The sequence below is a fragment of the Acidovorax sp. FG42 genome (genome assembly GCF_057809195.1).
The window spans coordinates 1-17001 of sequence record NZ_JBMDJM010000017.1; the positions used below are offsets into that span (position 1 = coordinate 1).

The 17001-nt window shown below is 66.8% G+C and carries 11 protein-coding genes; 9 read left to right on the forward strand and 2 right to left on the reverse strand.

What is annotated here, in order from left to right; translation table 11 throughout:
- Positions 1–427 precede the first annotated feature (427 nt).
- From ACODSM_RS16915 to ACODSM_RS16940, 6 genes are all read left to right on the forward strand, one after another.
- A complete protein-coding gene (locus ACODSM_RS16915) occupies positions 428–1738 on the forward strand; it encodes an HD-GYP domain-containing protein (RefSeq protein WP_488806264.1) in 1311 nt (436 codons plus the stop codon).
- Between the two features lie 231 nt (positions 1739–1969).
- Positions 1970–2908, forward strand: coding sequence for a translesion DNA synthesis-associated protein ImuA (gene imuA / locus ACODSM_RS16920; protein WP_488806265.1), 939 nt, complete (start codon positions 1970–1972; stop codon positions 2906–2908).
- Entirely contained in the window at positions 2871–4478 is a 1608-nt protein-coding gene (locus ACODSM_RS16925) for a DNA polymerase Y subunit UmuC family protein (RefSeq protein WP_488806266.1), read from the forward strand. Before imuA ends, ACODSM_RS16925 begins: the two co-directional genes overlap by 38 nt.
- Before the next feature lie 88 nt (positions 4479–4566).
- Positions 4567–7770, forward strand: a complete 3204-nt coding sequence (locus ACODSM_RS16930; RefSeq protein WP_488806351.1) for an error-prone DNA polymerase — start codon at positions 4567–4569, stop codon at positions 7768–7770.
- Between the two features lie 104 nt (positions 7771–7874).
- Entirely contained in the window at positions 7875–8783 is a 909-nt protein-coding gene (locus ACODSM_RS16935; RefSeq protein ID WP_488806267.1) for a hypothetical protein, read from the forward strand.
- 19 nt (positions 8784–8802) lie between these two features.
- Positions 8803–9606: a hypothetical protein gene (locus ACODSM_RS16940; RefSeq protein WP_488806268.1), complete on the forward strand. Its 804-nt coding sequence runs from the start codon at positions 8803–8805 to the stop codon at positions 9604–9606.
- 69 nt (positions 9607–9675) lie between these two features.
- Here ACODSM_RS16940 and ACODSM_RS16945 read toward each other — a convergent pair whose 3' ends face one another.
- Positions 9676–11061: a lytic murein transglycosylase gene (locus tag ACODSM_RS16945; RefSeq protein ID WP_488806269.1), complete on the reverse strand. Its 1386-nt coding sequence runs from the start codon at positions 11059–11061 to the stop codon at positions 9676–9678.
- A 221-nt stretch (positions 11062–11282) separates the two neighbouring features.
- On the opposite strand from ACODSM_RS16945, the gene sbcB reads away from it, so the two are divergent.
- The 3 genes from sbcB (at position 11283) to ACODSM_RS16960 (ending at position 15493) form a co-directional block, all read left to right on the forward strand.
- Complete coding sequence (gene sbcB / locus ACODSM_RS16950) at positions 11283–12731, forward strand: exodeoxyribonuclease I (RefSeq protein ID WP_488806270.1); 1449 nt, start codon at positions 11283–11285, stop codon at positions 12729–12731.
- 146 nt (positions 12732–12877) lie between these two features.
- The gene (locus tag ACODSM_RS16955) at positions 12878–14125 is read left to right on the forward strand and encodes a cystathionine gamma-synthase family protein (RefSeq protein WP_488806271.1); all 1248 of its coding nucleotides are present in this window, start codon (positions 12878–12880) and stop codon (positions 14123–14125) included.
- 39 nt (positions 14126–14164) lie between these two features.
- Positions 14165–15493 carry a protein kinase domain-containing protein gene (locus tag ACODSM_RS16960; RefSeq protein ID WP_056746086.1) on the forward strand — a complete coding sequence of 443 codons (1329 nt, stop codon included), beginning with the start codon at positions 14165–14167 and terminating at the stop codon, positions 15491–15493.
- Between the two features lie 63 nt (positions 15494–15556).
- On the opposite strand, the gene ACODSM_RS16965 is transcribed toward ACODSM_RS16960, so the two are convergent.
- The gene (locus ACODSM_RS16965; RefSeq protein ID WP_488806272.1) at positions 15557–16786 is read right to left on the reverse strand and encodes a nucleoside recognition domain-containing protein; all 1230 of its coding nucleotides are present in this window, start codon (positions 16784–16786) and stop codon (positions 15557–15559) included.
- Between the last annotated feature and the right edge of the window lie 215 nt (positions 16787–17001).

Consider the following 17001-nt stretch of genomic DNA (forward strand, 5'->3'; position numbering starts at 1 on the left):
TTCGGCTCATCGATGGGATGAACTGTACGCCGGTGGGGTGCAGAGAAAAACCACCTAGTCGCGAACTAACTGTTCCAGTATTGTGAACAATCGGCACGGAACTTTTCAGGGTTTACCCAAGACTGACTGCCTGAGAGCGCCAAAAAATGGGCTTTTGGCGACATTGCCTCATGGAAACCCTGATTTCCATTTGGGACAATGACATTGGGGTGACAAAGGGCTTTTCCACCCCGGAAAGCCTGGGTGGAACCAGGTCTTGCACAGGGGAATATGGGCGTGCAATGCGTTCTATGCGGCCAAAACAAGTGCAGGTAGCAGGGCCTGTCACTTGATGTGCATCAAGATTGCGTGTCTGTATCGCGCCATGCGAGTCAGTGCCTTGCAAGAGAACCCCATATAGTGCGAAGTAACGATTTGTGTTGCTTGCATGACCGATATTCTTCTTTCAGCGGATGCCGAGGACGCTGACAGCCCCCATTACTTGCGTGCGCTGACCGACATGGCCGACCGGCGTACGGTGGTCGCAGGTGCTGCCATCTACACCGACAACGGCATCAAGCTGGTGGAGAAGGGGGCACGCATCGACAGCCGTCTGTACGACCGCCTGGTGCAGCACAAGCTGCGTGAACCCATTGATCGCCATCTGTCCATCGAAAACCCGGTGGACGTACCGGCCCTGCTGGCCCTGGGCCAGACGCTCATCGAGCAGGAAACCCTGCCCGCCATGCTGGCCGAGGCATTGGGCTCAGGCGCCCGGTTGTTGGCACCCCTGCGTTCCCTGCCATTGCCTTCTGCCATGGCCTGCAAGCTCACGGTGATGCGTGACCAGCGGCCCACGCTGTTCCAGCACAGTCTGGTGATGACCACCGTGGCGGTGTTTCTGGCGCTCAAAAGCGGGCTGAGTGAGCGCGACTGCAGCACGGTGGCGGCCGCTGCGTTGCTGCATGACCTGGGGGTGCTGCACATGGACCCGGCCTGGGACGACCCGGACCACAAGGTGGTGGGGGTAGGGCGCAAGCACCTGGTGGCCCATCCCATCTCGGCCATGCTCATGATCCGCGACACGCAAGCCTATCCACGCGCCGCCGAGGTCGCTGTGCTGGAGCACCACGAGCGTATGGACGGCAGTGGTTACCCGCGCGCCTTGCTGGGGGCCGACATCACGCCCATGGGCCGCATCCTGCTGTTGGCCGAGGTGGTGGCCGCCTTCTACGAAAAATACGACGACATGCCCGCACAGCGGCTGTCGCTGGTGCTGCGGCTCAACCACCGCAAGTTTCCTTCGGCCTTGGTGGCATTCATCCTGCCGCTGCTGCAGGAAGAAGTGGCCCGCGAATCGGCCCTGATGCCCCTGGGTAACGACGCCCCGCGCCAGATCGAGTTGCTGGCCGAAGCCTTTGCCTACTGGGACCAGCTCAAGGCGGCGTTGCCCCCAGACGCGGTGGCCAAGTCTCCTGCGGGCAGCGCCTTTGCGTTTGCCGATTCCCGCCTCATGGCATTGCAAAAGGCCCTGATCGAAGCGGGCTCACACCCCCGGCACCAGGGGGAATTGCTGGCGCAGCTGCAAGGCGACGCTATTGGCATGGCCGAGGTCGCCCTGGTGGGGCGCGAGGCCTTGTGGCAGCTGCAAAGCATCCTGAACGCCAGCCACCGCCGCTGGCCCCAGCTCTCGGACCGCGCCACGCCTGCCGATGCGGCAGTGGCTGACTGGTGCGACTGGGCGATGCGTACGCTGTAAACCGACTCTCGGATTGACACCACCAACCCGGGGGCTCTTTAAGAGAACTCCCTAGTTGGCGGCGTTTGCTAGCTCCCCCTCAGCGCCGCCCTGAACGCGTGGGCGGTGGGCCGACTTGCGGCGGCTTTCGCATACCGGCGTCCTGGGTGGGGCTTCGCCTTCCGGTCCACCCAAGCTGCAAAATACTGGTTATATTTACAGTATTCTTGTTGCCTGAACCCCCCTACGACCATGCCTGCGCCACGCCCTTCCTTGCGGCTTGCGTCCCCTTTGCCCGCCTCCATTGCTGGGGTGTGGCATGCCGACGCGCTGGGGGCCGGCACGCCGCGTGTGCTGCCCACAGGGTATGCCGCGCTGGATGCCGAGCTGCCGGGCGGTGGCTGGCCTGTGGGAGCCCTGAGCGAGGTGCTGCAGCCCCTGGCGGGCTTGCATGAATGGCAACTGGTGATGCCTGCGCTGGTGCAGGCCACGGCAAAACAAAGTGGTGCCATCGTGCTGGTGGCGCCGCCCTGTGAGCCTTTTGGCCCGGCCTTGCAATCGCAGGGCTTGCGCGCAGAGCGGGTGTGTGTGGTGCGCGCCGACTCCCCCGTGGCCGCCTTGTGGGCGGTCGAGCAGGCGCTGCGCTGCCAGGGCGTGCTGGCCGTCATGGCCTGGTTGCCCCAGGCGCAGCCTGCGGCACTGCGGCGGTTGCAACTGGCGGCTGCCCAGCAGCAGCAATTGTTGTGGGTGTTTCGTTCGGTGGCCGCCTCGCTGCAGGCGCTGCAAATGCCGCATGCGTCGCCCGCCCCGTTGCGGCTGCAAGTGCAGGGGCTGGCCCTGCCAGGGGATGCCGCCGCTGCCCCTGGCATGCAGGTGCAGATCCTCAAGCGCCGGGGGCCTCCGCTGGCGCAGGCACTCCACCTGCCGGGCTGTCATCCGCAGCTGGCGCAGGTGCTGGTGGCGCAGGCTGAGCGGCGCCGTGCGGCGCAAGAAGCCGCCAGGGCTCTACTGGCAGGGCGTCAGGCCGCATCCGTCCGTGTAGCCGGGGCCTTGGCGGGGGCGCTGGCGCGCCACGTGCCTCCAGTCCAGCCCCCAGGCCAGCCCGGAGAGCAGCCAGGAGGCCGACCCGGAGGCCGGCCAGAAGGGAGCAGGCATGCACTGGATCGCTCTGCCATTGCCCTGGTCCGATGAGCCTGCCGCCTTGCCAGGTACGGGTATGGGCACGGACAAAAGTGCTGGCGCACTCCAGGCCGCCGCTGGCTGGTGGGCCTTGCGTTTCACGCCGCGTGTGGCACTGGCCGATGGCGAGGCGGTGTTGCTGGAGGTGTCCACCACCGAACGCCTGTGGGGCGGGCGCGAGGCGCTGCAGGCCCTGGTGCTGCAAGCCTGGGCCGAGGCTGCTGCCCGGTGCGAAGGGGAGGGCGCTGCGCCTCCACGCGTCCGCAGCGCGGAAGGGCTTGCCCCTTCCTGTGGACAGACCCCGGCTTTGCCGCTTCATGCGCCGACGGTGTGGGGCACAGGCCCCACCGCCCTGGTGGCCCATGCCAGGCTGCGCATGGCACTGGCAGGGCGCCCCTGCCCACTGCAGGGCGGGGTAGAGAGCTTGCCCTTGCACACGCTGACAGCACTGCGCCCCCATGTGGCCAGCCTGGAGCGCATGGGCTGCCGCACCTGGGGCGCGCTGCGGGCCTTGCCGCGTGCGGGCGTTGCGCGGCGCCTGGGCGCGGGCGTGCTGCAGGTGCTGGACCAGGCCCTGGGCGATGCCCCCGAGGCCCATGCCTGGCTGCAACTGCCCGAGCAGTTTGTGTTGACCACCGAGCTGCCTGCCCTGGCCGCGTCGGCCGACGCACTGCTGTGGAGCGCCAGCCGCAGCCTGACGGCCCTGCAGGCCTGGCTGCAGGCACGCCAGCAGGGCGTGCTGGCGCTGGAGCTGGCCTGGCGCCACGACCTGCGGCGCCTGGATGGCGTGGCGCTGCCCCCCACCCAGGCGCTGCAGGTGCGCACCGCCCAGGCCACCCACGACCTGGTGCACCTGCGGCGCCTGCTGGCCGAAAACCTGGCGCGCACCTCGCTGGCCGCGCCGGTCAACCAGATCACGCTGCGGCTGCTCGAATCGGCACCGTTGCCGCACCGCAGTGCCAGCCTGCTGCCCCCGGGGGATGTGGGCGGGCGTGACCCCACAAGCCATGGCAGCACCGACCCGGCCGGTACCCCCGGCGAGGCCCTGCACCAGCTGCTGGAGCGCCTGTCGGCCCGCCTGGGGGCCGACCACGTGGTGGCCCCGGTGCTGCTGGCCGACCATCGGCCCGAACGCATGCAGCAATGGAGACCGGCCGCTGAAGTGCTGGGCATGCCCTCGGCTGCGACGCGCAATGCAGCCACGCGGACACCCACCGGTCCTGTGTCCACGCGTGCGGACGGTGCTTCGCAGGGCATCGTCCCGGATGCCCCCTTGTTGCCCACCTGGCTGCTGAACCCGCCCCGGCAGCTGGCCGTGCAGGGCAACCGCCCCTGCCACCACGGCCTGCTGCGCCTGCTGGCCGGACCCCACCGGTTGGAGGCGGGCTGGTGGTCTGCCATGGACGACGCTGTGGACCCAGCACGCCCCTGCGCAGACCTGGCCTTGCGCGACTACTTTGTGGCCCACAACGACGTTGCGGGACTGGTGTGGGTGTTTCGCGAGCGCCTGGCACCTGCGCTGGATGGCACGCCAGCGGTGGCTCGCCCACACCGCTGGTTCTTGCACGGAATCTTTGGGTGAGCGGGCAGGGTGGTTGTCCATGGGTTTGACGCACCGACATCCTCCGCAGGCTTCGGTTGTGCCTGCAGCCGCTGCATCTGCCGCAGGCATGGCCGAGCTGCCGGGCTATGCCGAGCTGCACTGCCTGTCCAACTTCAGCTTTCAGCGCGGCGCATCGCACCCGCAAGAGCTGGTCACGCGTGCTGCCCAACTCGGCTACCAGGCGCTGGCGCTGACGGACGAATGCTCCGTGGCCGGAGTGGTGCGTGCCTGGGGGGCGGCCAAGAAATGTGGCCTGCACCTCATCGTGGGCAGCGAGTTTTTGTGGGGTGACCTGCGGCTGGTAGCACTGGCACGCGATGCCGAGGGCTGGGGCAACCTGTGCGAGTTCATCACCGCCGCCCGTGCCGCTGCGCCCAAGGGGCAATACCGCGTGGGTGTGGACAGCCCCTGGCACTTGCTGCAGGGGTGCGAGCTGCTGCTGGCACCATGCCGGCAGCGCTTTGATGCTTCTGATTTTGTAGCAATCAGCGCATGTATCACTAGCGCTACCAGCCAATTGGGCTCTCAAAAGGCTCCGCATGTGTGGCTGGCGGTCGAATTGCACCAGGCGGCCGATGACAGCCTGTGGCTGGCCACGCTGCAGCGCGTGGGGGCCGCGCTGCAGCTGCCGTTGGTGGCTGCGGGCGACGTGCACATGCACGCCCGCTCGCGCAAGCCGCTGCAGGACGTGATCACCGCCGTCCAACTCGGCTGCACCGTAGCCGAGTGCGGCTTTGCGCTGCAGCCCAATGCCGAGCGCCACCTGCGCCAGCGCGTGCGGCTGGCGGGCATCTATCCGCCCGAGTTGCTGGCGGCCACGCTCACCGTGGCCGGGCGCTGCACTTTCAGCCTGAGTGAGATCCAGTACCGCTACCCGCTGGAGACCGTGCCCGAGGGCATGACACCTGCCCAGGCACTGGCCTGGCTGGTAGAGCTGGGGGTGCGAAGCCATTACCCTTTGGGCGCGCCCGAGGGCGTGCAGGCGCAGATCCGCAAAGAGCTCGATCTGATCGCGCACTGCGGGTACGAGATGTATTTCCTGACCGTGCATGACATCGTGCGGTTTGCGCGCAGCGTGGGCATCCTGTGCCAGGGGCGCGGCTCGGCGGCCAACTCAGTGGTCTGCTACGTGCTGGGCATCACGGCAGTGGCCCCCGAGCAGTCCCACCTGCTGTTCGAGCGCTTCATCAGCAAGGAGCGCAGCGAGCCGCCCGACATCGACGTGGACTTCGAACACGACCGGCGCGAAGAGGTCATCCAGTACATCTACGACAAATACGGCCGCGACCGCGCCGCCATTGCCGCCGTGGTCACCTGCTACCGCACGCGCAGCGCCCTGCGCGACGTGGGCAAAGCCCTGGGCGTGGCGCCCGCCCTGGTCGATGCGTTTGCCAAAGACCACCACTGGTTTGACGAGACCTTTGCCACCGACCGCCTCCAGGAGCTGGCCCAGGCGGTGGGCGTGTCGCTGCACCGGCATACCGCTCGGCTGTGGCTGGAGCTGGCTGCCGACCTGAAGGATTTTCCGCGCCACCTCAGCCAGCATGTGGGTGGCTTTGTGCTGACCCAGGGCAAGCTCACGCGGCTGGTGCCGGTGGAGCCCGCCAGCATGAAGGACCGCTCCGTCATCCAGTGGGACAAGGACGACCTCGATGACATGGGCCTGCTCAAGGTCGATGTGCTGGCCCTGGGCATGCTCAGCGCACTGCGCCGCTGCCTCAACCTGCGCGCAGCCCTGCGCGGCGAGCGCTGGGGTCTCAAAGACATCCCGCACGAAGACCCCGCCACCTACGACATGATCTGCGCCGCCGACACCGTGGGCGTGTTCCAGATCGAAAGCCGCGCGCAGATGAGCATGCTGCCCCGCCTGCAGCCGCGCGAGTTCTACGACCTGGTGGTCGAGGTCGCCATCGTGCGCCCCGGCCCCATCCAGGGCGGCATGGTGCACCCCTACCTGCAGGCGCGCGAGCGCAGACGCAGGGGCGAGTCGCTGGAGCTGGAAAAGCCCGAACTGGAGGCCGCCCTTGCGCGCACACTGGGTGTGCCCATCTTTCAGGAACAGGTGATGCAGATCGCCATGATCGCGGCGGGCTTCACGCCCGGCATGGCCGACGACCTGCGCCGCTCCATGGCCGCCTGGAAGCGCAAGGGCGGCGTGCACCGCTTTGAAGAGCCTCTCAAACAAGGCATGAAAGACCGGGGCTACCCCGCCGAATTTGCCGACCGCATCTTCCAGCAGATGCTGGGTTTTGGTGAATACGGCTTTCCTGAAAGCCATGCCCACAGCTTTGCGCTGCTGGCCTATGCCAGCAGCTGGCTCAAGTGCCACGAGCCCGCCTGCTTTTTGGCGGCGCTGCTCAACTCCTTGCCCATGGGTTTTTACAGCGCCTCGCAACTCGTGCAGGACGCCCGCCGCCACGGCGTGCGCGTGCTGCCCATCGACGTGACCGTGAGCGACATCGACTGCACGCTGGAGGGCAACCCCGAGCCGCTTCGCCCCGCACGCGGCCTGGGCGCGCCGCCGCTGCCCCAGCCCGCTGTACGCCTGGGCCTGCGGATGGTCAGCAGCCTGCACGGAGATGCCGCCAAGCGCCTGCTGCAAGCCCGCGCCACAGGCCCCGACTTTGCCAGCACCGAAGACCTGGCCCTGCGTGCCCAACTGAGTCAGCAAGACCTGCAGGCCCTGGCAGCTGCCGACGCCCTGGCCAGCCTGTCCGGCCACCGGCGCCAGCAGATGTGGGACGCCGCTGCCCAGCACAGCGCGCCGCCCCTGTGGCGCGACGTGCCCGTGCACGAGGTCCCGCTGCAACTGCCCGAGGCGCCCGAGGGCGAAGAAATCCTGTTCGACTACGCCGCCACCGGCCTGACGCTGCGCCGCCACCCCCTGGCCCTGCTGCGCCCCCGCCTGGCCCGCTGGCGCTTGCAAACCGCCCTGCAATTGCACAGCGTCGCCCACGGCCGCAAGGTGCGCGCCTGCGGCATCGTCACCGTGCGCCAGCGCCCCGGCACCGCCAAGGGCACCATGTTCGTCACGCTGGAAGACGAAACCGGCCCCGTCAACGTCATCGTCTGGCCCGCCCTGGTCGATGTGTGGCGCAATGCGCTGCTGCGGTCACAGCTGCTGGCGGTGGAAGGGGTGTGGCAATGCAGCCCCGGCGCGCTTGGTAGCAAGGCCATGGTGCGCCACCTGGTGGCCCAGCGCTTCAAGGACCTGACACCCCTACTGGGCCGCATGGCACAGGCGCTGCAGGGGAGCCGGGATTTCCATTGATGCAAAGTATCTGGCGTGGGGGTGTTGCCAATCACGCAACAGGACGGGTTTCGTTGCACGGGGCGGGAGCGATGTGTCATGCCCGTCATGACATACTTGGTTACATGCGACTGAATTTCTCATTTGGCAATCTGAGCGGAGTGTCCAACTACGTCCGGTTCAAGGGGTTGTTCACTGTGGTTCTGTGTTCGGCCATGCTGAGCCCCTTGGTTGCGCACAGCCTTGCCATCAATGACACCGAGGGTGTCTGGCGGGGCGTTGTCACTTGCGGTGAATTGCAAGTGGCGTCCAGCCGATCAGGCAAAGCGTTTGTCAGCCCCGTGGAGGTCGGTGTGTCCCTGGGCGCCATGACTGGCAAATATGAAAATGCCCAGGTCATCGAGCAGTTTGCTGGATCGATTGACCGGATGGGCCGCGCCAGTGTGGAAGGCAACGGCCACTGGAAGTCCGACCCCAAGCGCTCCTGGCGATACCGTCTGCAGGGCACGTTGAACGGCGCGCAGATGACGCTCAACGGGCCCATGGAGTCGCAGGACGGCAAAACCAAGCTCAGGGACTGTCAATTGAAACTGGCCTATGCAACCCCGGAGCGCAAACAACCGCCAGCCCTCCCCAAGCCGACCACTGCCCGTAGCAACACCGCCGTAAACCCTGTACCTACAACAGAGTCCACGGCCCGTACCCATGAGAAGTTGAACAAAGACAAGGAGCTGTCAGCGCTGCAAGCTGAGCAGAAGCAGTTGGAAGCGGAGCGCGCGGCTGCAACGAAGCGGCGCTCCGGCGAAGAGGCTGCCGCTGCGGCCAAAGCACACGCCGCCGAGATGAATGCGCTGCGGGCCAAGAACCTGCAATTGGAATCAGAAAGGGTGGCTGCAGAGAAGGCTGCGGCGGAAAAAGCCGCCGCTGAAAGGTCTGCAGCCGAGAAAGCGGCCACCGATAAAGCCAGCGCGCAGAAGGCCCCCGCCGACACAAAGAAGGCTCCGATCAAAGTCAGATCGGCCATGGATTTATAGCAATCGACGGGGAGAAAAAATGGCCATACAGACCAAGCAGACCGAAGAATTTTTACTGAAGATCGTCAAAATCATCGTCCTCGCAGGCATGGCGCTCGCATTGCTGATAGTCCTGATTTTGGGTGTCAACGTGGCGTATCAAAGTACCAAGACGCCCAAAGAACCCGCTCCGGCCCAGAAGGCGCCAGAGAAAGAGGTCAGCATGGAGGAACTCAAGAAATTCCTCCTGAACGGGGATAAGGCCGATGAGGCGCAATCCCCAGCCAGTTCCCCAAAGTCAATAGCCCCCTCCTTGCGCTACCTTGAAGAGGTCACCCGTCTGTATCGGTGTTCTTTCGAGTTCGGCAAAAAGGTGGGGGCTGAGATTGAACAAGAAGACAACTCTGCTGCTGCGCAACGCGTTGAGGAGTTGCGTTCCCAGATAGAGCGATTGGCGCAGGACAAGCGGCGGGGGGACCGGTGGGTCATGGCTGCGACAGAATTCACCTGTGCTGTGCTCGTAGACCCCACCATCATCGCCATGCGCAAAGAAGGCAAGGTCAAGAGCGTTTTCATTCCGGTGCTGAACTTTCACATCAAGGCCTGGGACAAAATTCAGGACGAAAAGGCTGAATTTGTGCAAGCTGAACAGGACCGGGTTGACAAGCAGCGTGCTGAAGAAGCCGTGCGCATAGCACAGGCGCAGGCCAATGCGCTGACCAGTGCCATTGCCGCAGGCGTTGCTTTTGGCGTCTTCATGCTGCTGGCCATTTACCTGCTGGGGGCCAAGATAGAGACCAACCTGCGCGATATCGACGAAGCAATTCGCTCCCTCAAGTCGTGATGGTTGCCACGGTGTGTGGCTGTCGTGGGGCGATGCGCTGCTCGTTCCTTTGATTGGAGCGAGCGGCCTTCAGGGCCTCAGCAACCCCTGCAGCAGCTCCAGCGTCGGATACCCGTCGGCCACCACGCCCAGGCTGCGCTGGTAGCCGCGCAAGCCTGCGCGGGTGACGGGGCCCATCACGCCATCGGGAGTTCCAGCGGCAAAGCCCCTGCGGTTCAGGGCCTCTTGCAGGGCTTGCAGTTGTGCGCGCGACAGCGGCTCGATGTCGCGGGGCCACGGGGTGGCCACCGGGCCGCCGCCGTCGATCTGGCGCGCGAGCAGGGCCACGCCCAGCGCGTAGTTGACCGAGTTGTTGTAGCGCAGGATGGTGCGAAAGTTGTTGCCCACCAGAAACGCCGGGCCCCGCGCGCCCGCTGGGGTGATGACGGAGGCCCCGGCCAGGTCGGGCAAAGGCGCCCCGTCGATGGACCGCACCCCTTCGGCCTCCCACTGGGCTGTGGTCTGGCGCACGGCGGGGTCGGCGCGGGCGTGGTCGAAGGTGGGGGGCAACTGCACTTCCACCCCCCATGGCTCGCCCGACTTCCAGCCGGACCGGGCGAGGAAATGCGCGGTGGACGCCGTCACATCCGGCACGCTGCCCCAGATGTCGCGGTGCCCGTCGCCGTCGGCATCTACCGCGTAGGCCAGAAACACCGAGGGCAGGAACTGGGTGTGCCCCATGGCCCCGGCCCACGATCCGATCATGCGGTCGGCGGCGATGTCGCCCTGGTCGATGATGCGCAGCGCGGCCAGCAGCTCGGTCTGCGCCCAGGCGCGGCGGCGGCCTTCGTACGCCAAGGTGGCCAGCGCGTCCACCGTGCGGAAGGTGCCAAAGTTGCTGCCGTAGTTGCTCTCCATGCCCCAGATGGCGGTGACGATGCTGGCCGGCACGCCATAGCGGGCGGCTGCGGCCTGCAGGGCGGTGCCGTGCGCTGCCAGCTGGGCCTGGCCCAGGGCAATGCGCTGGGGGGAGACGGCGCTGTCCAAGTACGCCCACGGGGTGCGGGTGAACTCGGGCTGGGCGCGGTCCAGCTCGACCACGCGGGGCAGCCACTGTGCCTTGCCGAGCACGTCGCGCACGGTGGCCGGGCGAATGCCGGCCTCCAGCGCTTGGGCCGAAAAGGTGGTCAGCCATTGGGCAAAGTCGGCGGCATGGTCGGCATAGGGGCTGGCCTGCGGCTGAGTGGCGGCTGGGGCGGGCGGCGCGTTGGGCGAAGCTGTCTGTGCTGGGGCCGCCGCCACAGGTTTGGCTGCAGGCGTAGGGGTGGCGCTGGGGGCTGACGCGCAGCCCGCAAGGGCGAGGGCGGCTGCCAGAGCCACTCCGGCAACGCCTGCAGGGGCGTGGGCGCGCTGGGCAGCGCGGGGCAGGGCGGAGGCGCGCCCCACGGGGCGAGGGTAAGCAATGAAACTGGGCATGCGCCATTGTCCCGCGTGCCAGCCTGCGTACCGGGTGCGAATGTGCATCAGTCCGTACGGTGAATATGCTTACTATGTTTTTGATAGCTGCTTGCGCATGTTCCACTAGCGCTTGCGGCCAAAAACACTGAAAAATGCGGTTACAGTGGCGGCTTGATCGCCTTGCGCCCCGCCCGCCGTGCGCAAGCCGCCGCCTGCAGCCTCCTGTTAGCCTACCGACCATGGCGCCCCACACCTTTCTCTGGCACGACTACGAAACCTTTGGCGCCAACACGCGCCGCGACCGGCCCGCGCAGTTCGCGGCCATCCGCACCGATGCCGAGCTGAACGAAATCGGCGAGCCGCTGATGCTGTACTGCCAGCCCGCCAACGACTATCTGCCCGACCCGGTGTCGTGCCTCATCACCGGCATCACGCCCCAGCAGTGCCTGGAGCAGGGCGTGCCCGAGCACCAGTTTGCCGCGCGCATCGAGTCCGAGTTTGCGCAGCCCGGCACGATTGGCGTGGGCTATAACACCATCCGGTTTGACGACGAGATCACGCGCTTCATGTTCTGGCGCAACCTCATCGACCCCTATGCGCGCGAGTGGCAAAACCAGTGCGGCCGCTGGGACCTGCTGGACGTGGTGCGCATGACCTATGCGCTGCGGCCCGACGGCATCACCTGGCCCAAAAAGGAAGACGGCGTGACCCCCAGCTTCAAGCTGGAGCACCTGTCCAAGGCCAACGGCCTGCAGCACGATGCCGCGCACGATGCGCTGTCGGACGTGCGCGCCACCATTGCGCTGGCGCGGCTGATTCGCCAGCACAACACCAAGCTGTTCGACTTTGCCCTCAGCCTTCACAAGAAAGACCGTGTGGCCGCCGAGCTGCGGCTGCCCGCCACCACGGCCACGGCGCGGGCGTTTTTGCATGTGTCGGGCATGTTCCCCACCGAACGCGGCTGCCTGGCGGTGATGTGGCCGCTGGCCAGCCACCCCACCAACAAGAACGAGCTGATCGCCTGGGACCTGGCCCATGACCCGCGCGAGCTGGCCACGCTGAATGTGGAGGACATCCGCCTGCGCATGTTCAGCAAGGCCGACGCGCTGCCCGAGGGCGTCACGCGCCTGCCCATCAAGACCATCCACCTGAACAAGTCGCCCATGGTGGTGGGCAATGTGAACACGCTCACGCCCGCGCTGGCCCAGCGCTGGGGCATCGACCTGGCACAGGCCGCACGGCACGCCGAGGTGGCGCGCGCGCTGCCCGACATGAGCGGCATCTGGCCGGCGGTGTTTGCCCGCCCGCAAGAGCCCGCGCCCGATGTGGACCAGGACCTGTACGGCGGGTTTGTGGGCAACAACGATCGGCGCCTGCTGAACGACCTGCGCACCCTGAGTGGCGACAAGCTGGCCAAGGCGCGCGCGAACTTTGACGACCCGCGTCTGGCCGAGCTGTTGTGGCGCTACCGGGCGCGCAACTTTCCGCAGACGCTGTCACCCGAGGAGCAGGAGCGCTGGGAGGCCCACCGCGCTGCCTGCCTGTTCGACGGGCAGGGCGGTGCGCGCACGGTGGAGCAGCTGTTCACCGAAATCGACGAACTCTCGGAGACGGCCGACGACGAGCGGACGCAGGATATTTTGGGCGCCTTGTACGATTACGCAGAACACATCGCACCTGAACGGTAACTCCTGAGGCGCTGCGCGCCTTCCCCCGGAGGGGGACGCACCCGGTGGCCTGGCAAAGCCAGTTCCACGGGTGCACTGGCATTAGGGCGCGCCAGTAGTGATCGCCCCGTCTTGTAAGTAGCCACGCAGAAACAGCGCAGATTTTTATGACGACACCGCAGAACCACAGTTTCACCACCCAGATCGTGCATGCCGACCGCCTGGGCGGCGCCGAGCAAGGGGCCATCCACAAGCCCATCCACACCTCGGTGCAGTACGGCTACGAGAAGGTCGAGGACCTGATCGCCGTCTTCCAGGGCACGGCCAAGGGCGGCTTCAACTACGCGCGCCAGGGCACGCCCACCACGGCGGCGCTGGAGGCCAAGATCACGCAGATGGAGCGCGGGTACGGCTCCATCGTGTTTTCCACCGGCATGGCGGGCATCTGCGCGGCGTTCCTCACGTTGCTCAAGGCGGGCGACCATCTGGTGGCCAGCCAGTTTGTGTTTGGCAACACCAACAGCGTGTTCGGCACGTTGGCCGACCTGGGCATTGAAGTGACCACGGTGGACGTGACCGACGCGGCCAATGTGGCTGCCGCGCTGCGCCCCAACACCCGCATGGTGTTTGTCGAAACCATTGCCAACCCCGGCACGCAGATCCCCGACCTGGAAGGCATTGGCGCACTGTGCCAGCAGCGGGGCGTGCTGTACGTGGTGGACAACACCGTGGCTTCGCCCTACCTGTTCCGCGCGGCCACGGTGGGCGCGGGCCTGGTGGTCAACTCGCTCACCAAGAGCATTGGCGGGCAGGGCGATGCACTGGGCGGCGCCATCACCGACACGGGCCTGTACGACTGGTCGGGCTACCCCAACATCTTTGCGGCCTACCGCAAGGGGGACGCCAAGGGCTGGGGCCTGCAGCAGCTGCGCAAAAAGGGCCTGCGCGACATGGGCGGCACGCTGTCGTCCCACGCCGCCCACCAGCTGGCCTTGGGCGCGGAGACCCTGTCACTGCGCATGGACCGCACCAGTGCCACGGCCCTGGCGTTGGCGCAGTGGCTGGAGGCGCATCCGGCCGTCTCGCGCGTGCTGTACCCCATGCTGCCCTCGCACCCGCAGCACGCGTTTGCGCGCAAGCACCTCAAGGCGGGCTCGTGGCTGCTGTCGTTCGAGCTGCGCAACCCTGACCAGTGCCTCGCCGTGTGCAACCGCCTGCAGTTGCCCATCAAGGCCACGGGGCTGGCCGACACGCGCACGCTCATCATCCCGGTGGCGCACACCATCTTCTGGGAGGCCGGCCCCGCCGTGCGGGCCACCATGGGCATTGCCGACAGCATGATCCGCCTGTCGGTGGGCCTGGAAGAGGTGGTAGACCTGCTGGCCGACTTTGAGCAGGCGCTGGCCGGAGCCTGACCCCACCTGACTTGCCCACCCTGACACGGGAGCCCCGCCATGGCCACTGCCACCTCTGCACCGCCCGCCAACATCGGCAAGTACCGCATCGAGCGTGAACTGGGGCGGGGCGCCAGTGGCATCGTGTACCTGGGGCTGGACGGCTTCCGGGGCCGCAAGGTGGCCATCAAGCAGACCCACGCGCACCTGCTGAAGGTGCCCGAGCAGGCCGAGCGCTACCGCAAGCTGCTGCGCAACGAGGCCGCGCTGTCGGGCCGCCTGCGCCACCCCAACATCGTGCGCCTGCTGGATGCGGACGAAGAGGCGCTGCCGCCGTACCTAGTGCTCGAATACGTGGACGGCCAGCCGCTGTCCGACTTTGCGACGCCCGACACCCTGCTGCCCGTGCCCCAGGTGCTGGATATTGCCTTCAAGTGCTGCAACGCGCTCGAATACGCTTACCGCGAAGGTCTGGTGCACCGCGACATCAAGCCCGCCAACCTCATGCTGGCGCGCGGCGGCGATGTGAAGCTGACCGACTTTGGCGCCGCCCTATCGCTGCGCAGCGATGCCACCCAGCTGTCTGGCCTGGTGGGGTCGCCCTCGTACATGTCGCCCGAGCAGGTGCGCGAGCAGGACCTCACCCACCACAGCGACATGTTCTCGCTGGCCGTGGTGGTGTACGAGCTGCTCACGGGCCGTCGCCCGTTTGATGGCGACACCGACTTCGCCACGCTCTACAAGATCAGCAACGAGACGCCCACGCGGCCCAGCCTGCTGCGCGCGTCGCTGCCAGCGCATGTGGACGAGGTGCTGCTGCGTGCGCTGGCCAAGCAGCCCGCCGACCGCTTTGCCACCTGGGCCGACTTTGCCCAGGCGCTGCTGGCCGCGCACCGGGGCCTGCCCCGCCAGAAGTCGCAAGACACCGAGGCCGAGCGCTTTGCGCGCCTGCGAGCACTGCCGTTTTTTGCCGACTTTCACGACGTGGCCCTGTGGGAGCTGATGCGCCTGGGCAGCTGGCGCCGGCTGGAGCAGGGCACGGTGCTGATGCGCGAGAACACGCCCGGCGACTCGTTCTGCATCCTCATCGAGGGCCAGGTGGCCGTCAGCCGCCAGGGCTGGAACCTCAGCACGCTGGGCCCCGGCGTGACCCTGGGCGAGATGACCTACTTGCGCCCCGACAACCGCATCCGCACCGCCACCGCCGTGGCCGAAACCGAGGTGCTGGTGCTCAAGGTGCGCAACCCCGCGCTGCGCGAGGCGTCGGAAGATCTGCAGTCGCGCTTTGACAAGGCCTTCATCAAGCTGCTGGTGGGGCGGCTGATCGCCACCAACGAGCAACTGGCCGAGTGGGAGCTGGTGGCTGCTCCTGGGCCGGCTGGCGGTTGATATCCTGTTTGCTATCTAATTGATAGCTGCTTGGGCATATAGCACTAGCGCTACCAGCCAAAATTACCCAAAAAACCGGTAGCACACAACAATGGCAGCCACCACGCCCGCCAGCTCAGCCAGCAGCGCGCAGCCCACGGCGTGCCGCGCGCGCTGGATGCCCACTGCGCCAAAGTACACCGCCAGCACGTAAAAGGTGGTTTCGGTGCTGCCCTGGATGGTGGCGGCGGCCAGGGCGGCAAAGCTGTCCACGCCCTGGGTCTGCATGGTCTCGATGAGCATGGCGCGCGCCGCGCTGCCCGAGAACGGCTTGACCAGAGCGGTAGGCAAAGCGTCCACAAACCGGGCATCAGCGCCCAGCGTGGTCACGCACCAGCGGATGCCGTCCAGCACATAGCCCAGCGCCCCCGAGGCGCGGAACACGCCCACCGCGCACAGCATGGCCACCAGGTAGGGCAGCAGGCCTTTGGCCACGTCAAAGCCTTCGCGCGCGCCCTCGATGAACGCCTCATACACTGGCACCTTGCGCCATGCGCCCAAGGCCACAAACAGCACCACCAGCGCGAACAGCGTGAGGTTGCCCAGCAGCGACGACAGCGAGGCCAGCGCCGCAGCGCTGAGCGTGGTCAGCAGCGCCATAAAGCCGCCCAGCACCAGCGCTACGGGCAGCAGGTAGGCCAGCACCACGGGGCTCCACAGTGGCAGGCGCTGCACCACGGCCACGCTCAGCAGGCCCACCAGGGTGGACGCGGAGGTCGCCAGCAGGATGGGCAAAAAGACCAGCGTTGGGTCGGGCGCGCCCTGCTGCATGCGGTACATGAAGATGGTGACCGGCAGCAGCGTGAGGGACGAGGCATTGAGCACCAGAAACAGGATCTGCGCGTTGGTGGCGGTGTCGGGCTGCGGGTTCAGCTCCTGCAGCGACTTCATGGCCTTCAGCCCCATGGGCGTGGCCGCGTTGTCCAGCCCCAGCGCGTTGGCCGCAAAGTTCAGCGTGATCAGCCCCAGCGAAGGGTGGCCGTGCGGCACCCCAGGCATGAGCCTGGCAAACAGCGGCGCCAGCCAGCGCGCCAGCGCGTCCACCAGGCCCGCCTTCTCGGCAATGCGCAAGAACCCCAGCCACAGCGTGAGCGTGCCAAACAGCAGCACCATCACCTCGACCGAGAGCTTGGCCATCTGGAACAGGGCCTGCACCATGGCCGAGAAGATGTCGGCATTGCCGCCCACCAGCCACTGGGCCAGCGCAGCCACCGCCGCTGTCAGGAAGAAGCCGAGCCACAGGGTGTTGAGCATGGGAGAGGGGGCGCTGAGGGGAGGGTGGTTGTTTGGCCGAGATTACACGCTGCTGAGGGCAGGGCGGGGCCGTTGGCAGCCGGTTTGGCGCCGCCACGACAGCGCCGGGGTTGTGTGCATGGGGTGATTCTGGGGTGCCGGGTAAACTATAGGGTTTTTGCCGCGCGGGGCGACCCACGGCAAATACCCCCAACCCACACACAAAGGTAACCCCC

Bases quoted from the DNA above. Each gene is read 5' to 3' on its own strand.
- ACODSM_RS16930 (WP_488806351.1), top strand. From the start codon at position 4,567: ATGGCCGAGCTGCCGGGCTATGCCGAGCTGCACTGCCTGTCCAACTTC.
- ACODSM_RS16955 (WP_488806271.1), top strand. From the start codon at position 12,878: ATGACGACACCGCAGAACCACAGTTTCACCACCCAGATCGTGCATGCC.
- ACODSM_RS16935 (WP_488806267.1), top strand. From the start codon at position 7,875: ATGCGACTGAATTTCTCATTTGGCAATCTGAGCGGAGTGTCCAACTAC.
- ACODSM_RS16960 (WP_056746086.1), top strand. From the start codon at position 14,165: ATGGCCACTGCCACCTCTGCACCGCCCGCCAACATCGGCAAGTACCGC.
- ACODSM_RS16945 (WP_488806269.1), bottom strand. From the start codon at position 11,061: ATGCCCAGTTTCATTGCTTACCCTCGCCCCGTGGGGCGCGCCTCCGCC.
- imuA (WP_488806265.1), top strand. From the start codon at position 1,970: ATGCCTGCGCCACGCCCTTCCTTGCGGCTTGCGTCCCCTTTGCCCGCC.
- ACODSM_RS16965 (WP_488806272.1), bottom strand. From the start codon at position 16,786: ATGCTCAACACCCTGTGGCTCGGCTTCTTCCTGACAGCGGCGGTGGCT.
- sbcB (WP_488806270.1), top strand. From the start codon at position 11,283: ATGGCGCCCCACACCTTTCTCTGGCACGACTACGAAACCTTTGGCGCC.
- ACODSM_RS16940 (WP_488806268.1), top strand. From the start codon at position 8,803: ATGGCCATACAGACCAAGCAGACCGAAGAATTTTTACTGAAGATCGTC.
- ACODSM_RS16925 (WP_488806266.1), top strand. From the start codon at position 2,871: ATGCACTGGATCGCTCTGCCATTGCCCTGGTCCGATGAGCCTGCCGCC.
- ACODSM_RS16915 (WP_488806264.1), top strand. From the start codon at position 428: ATGACCGATATTCTTCTTTCAGCGGATGCCGAGGACGCTGACAGCCCC.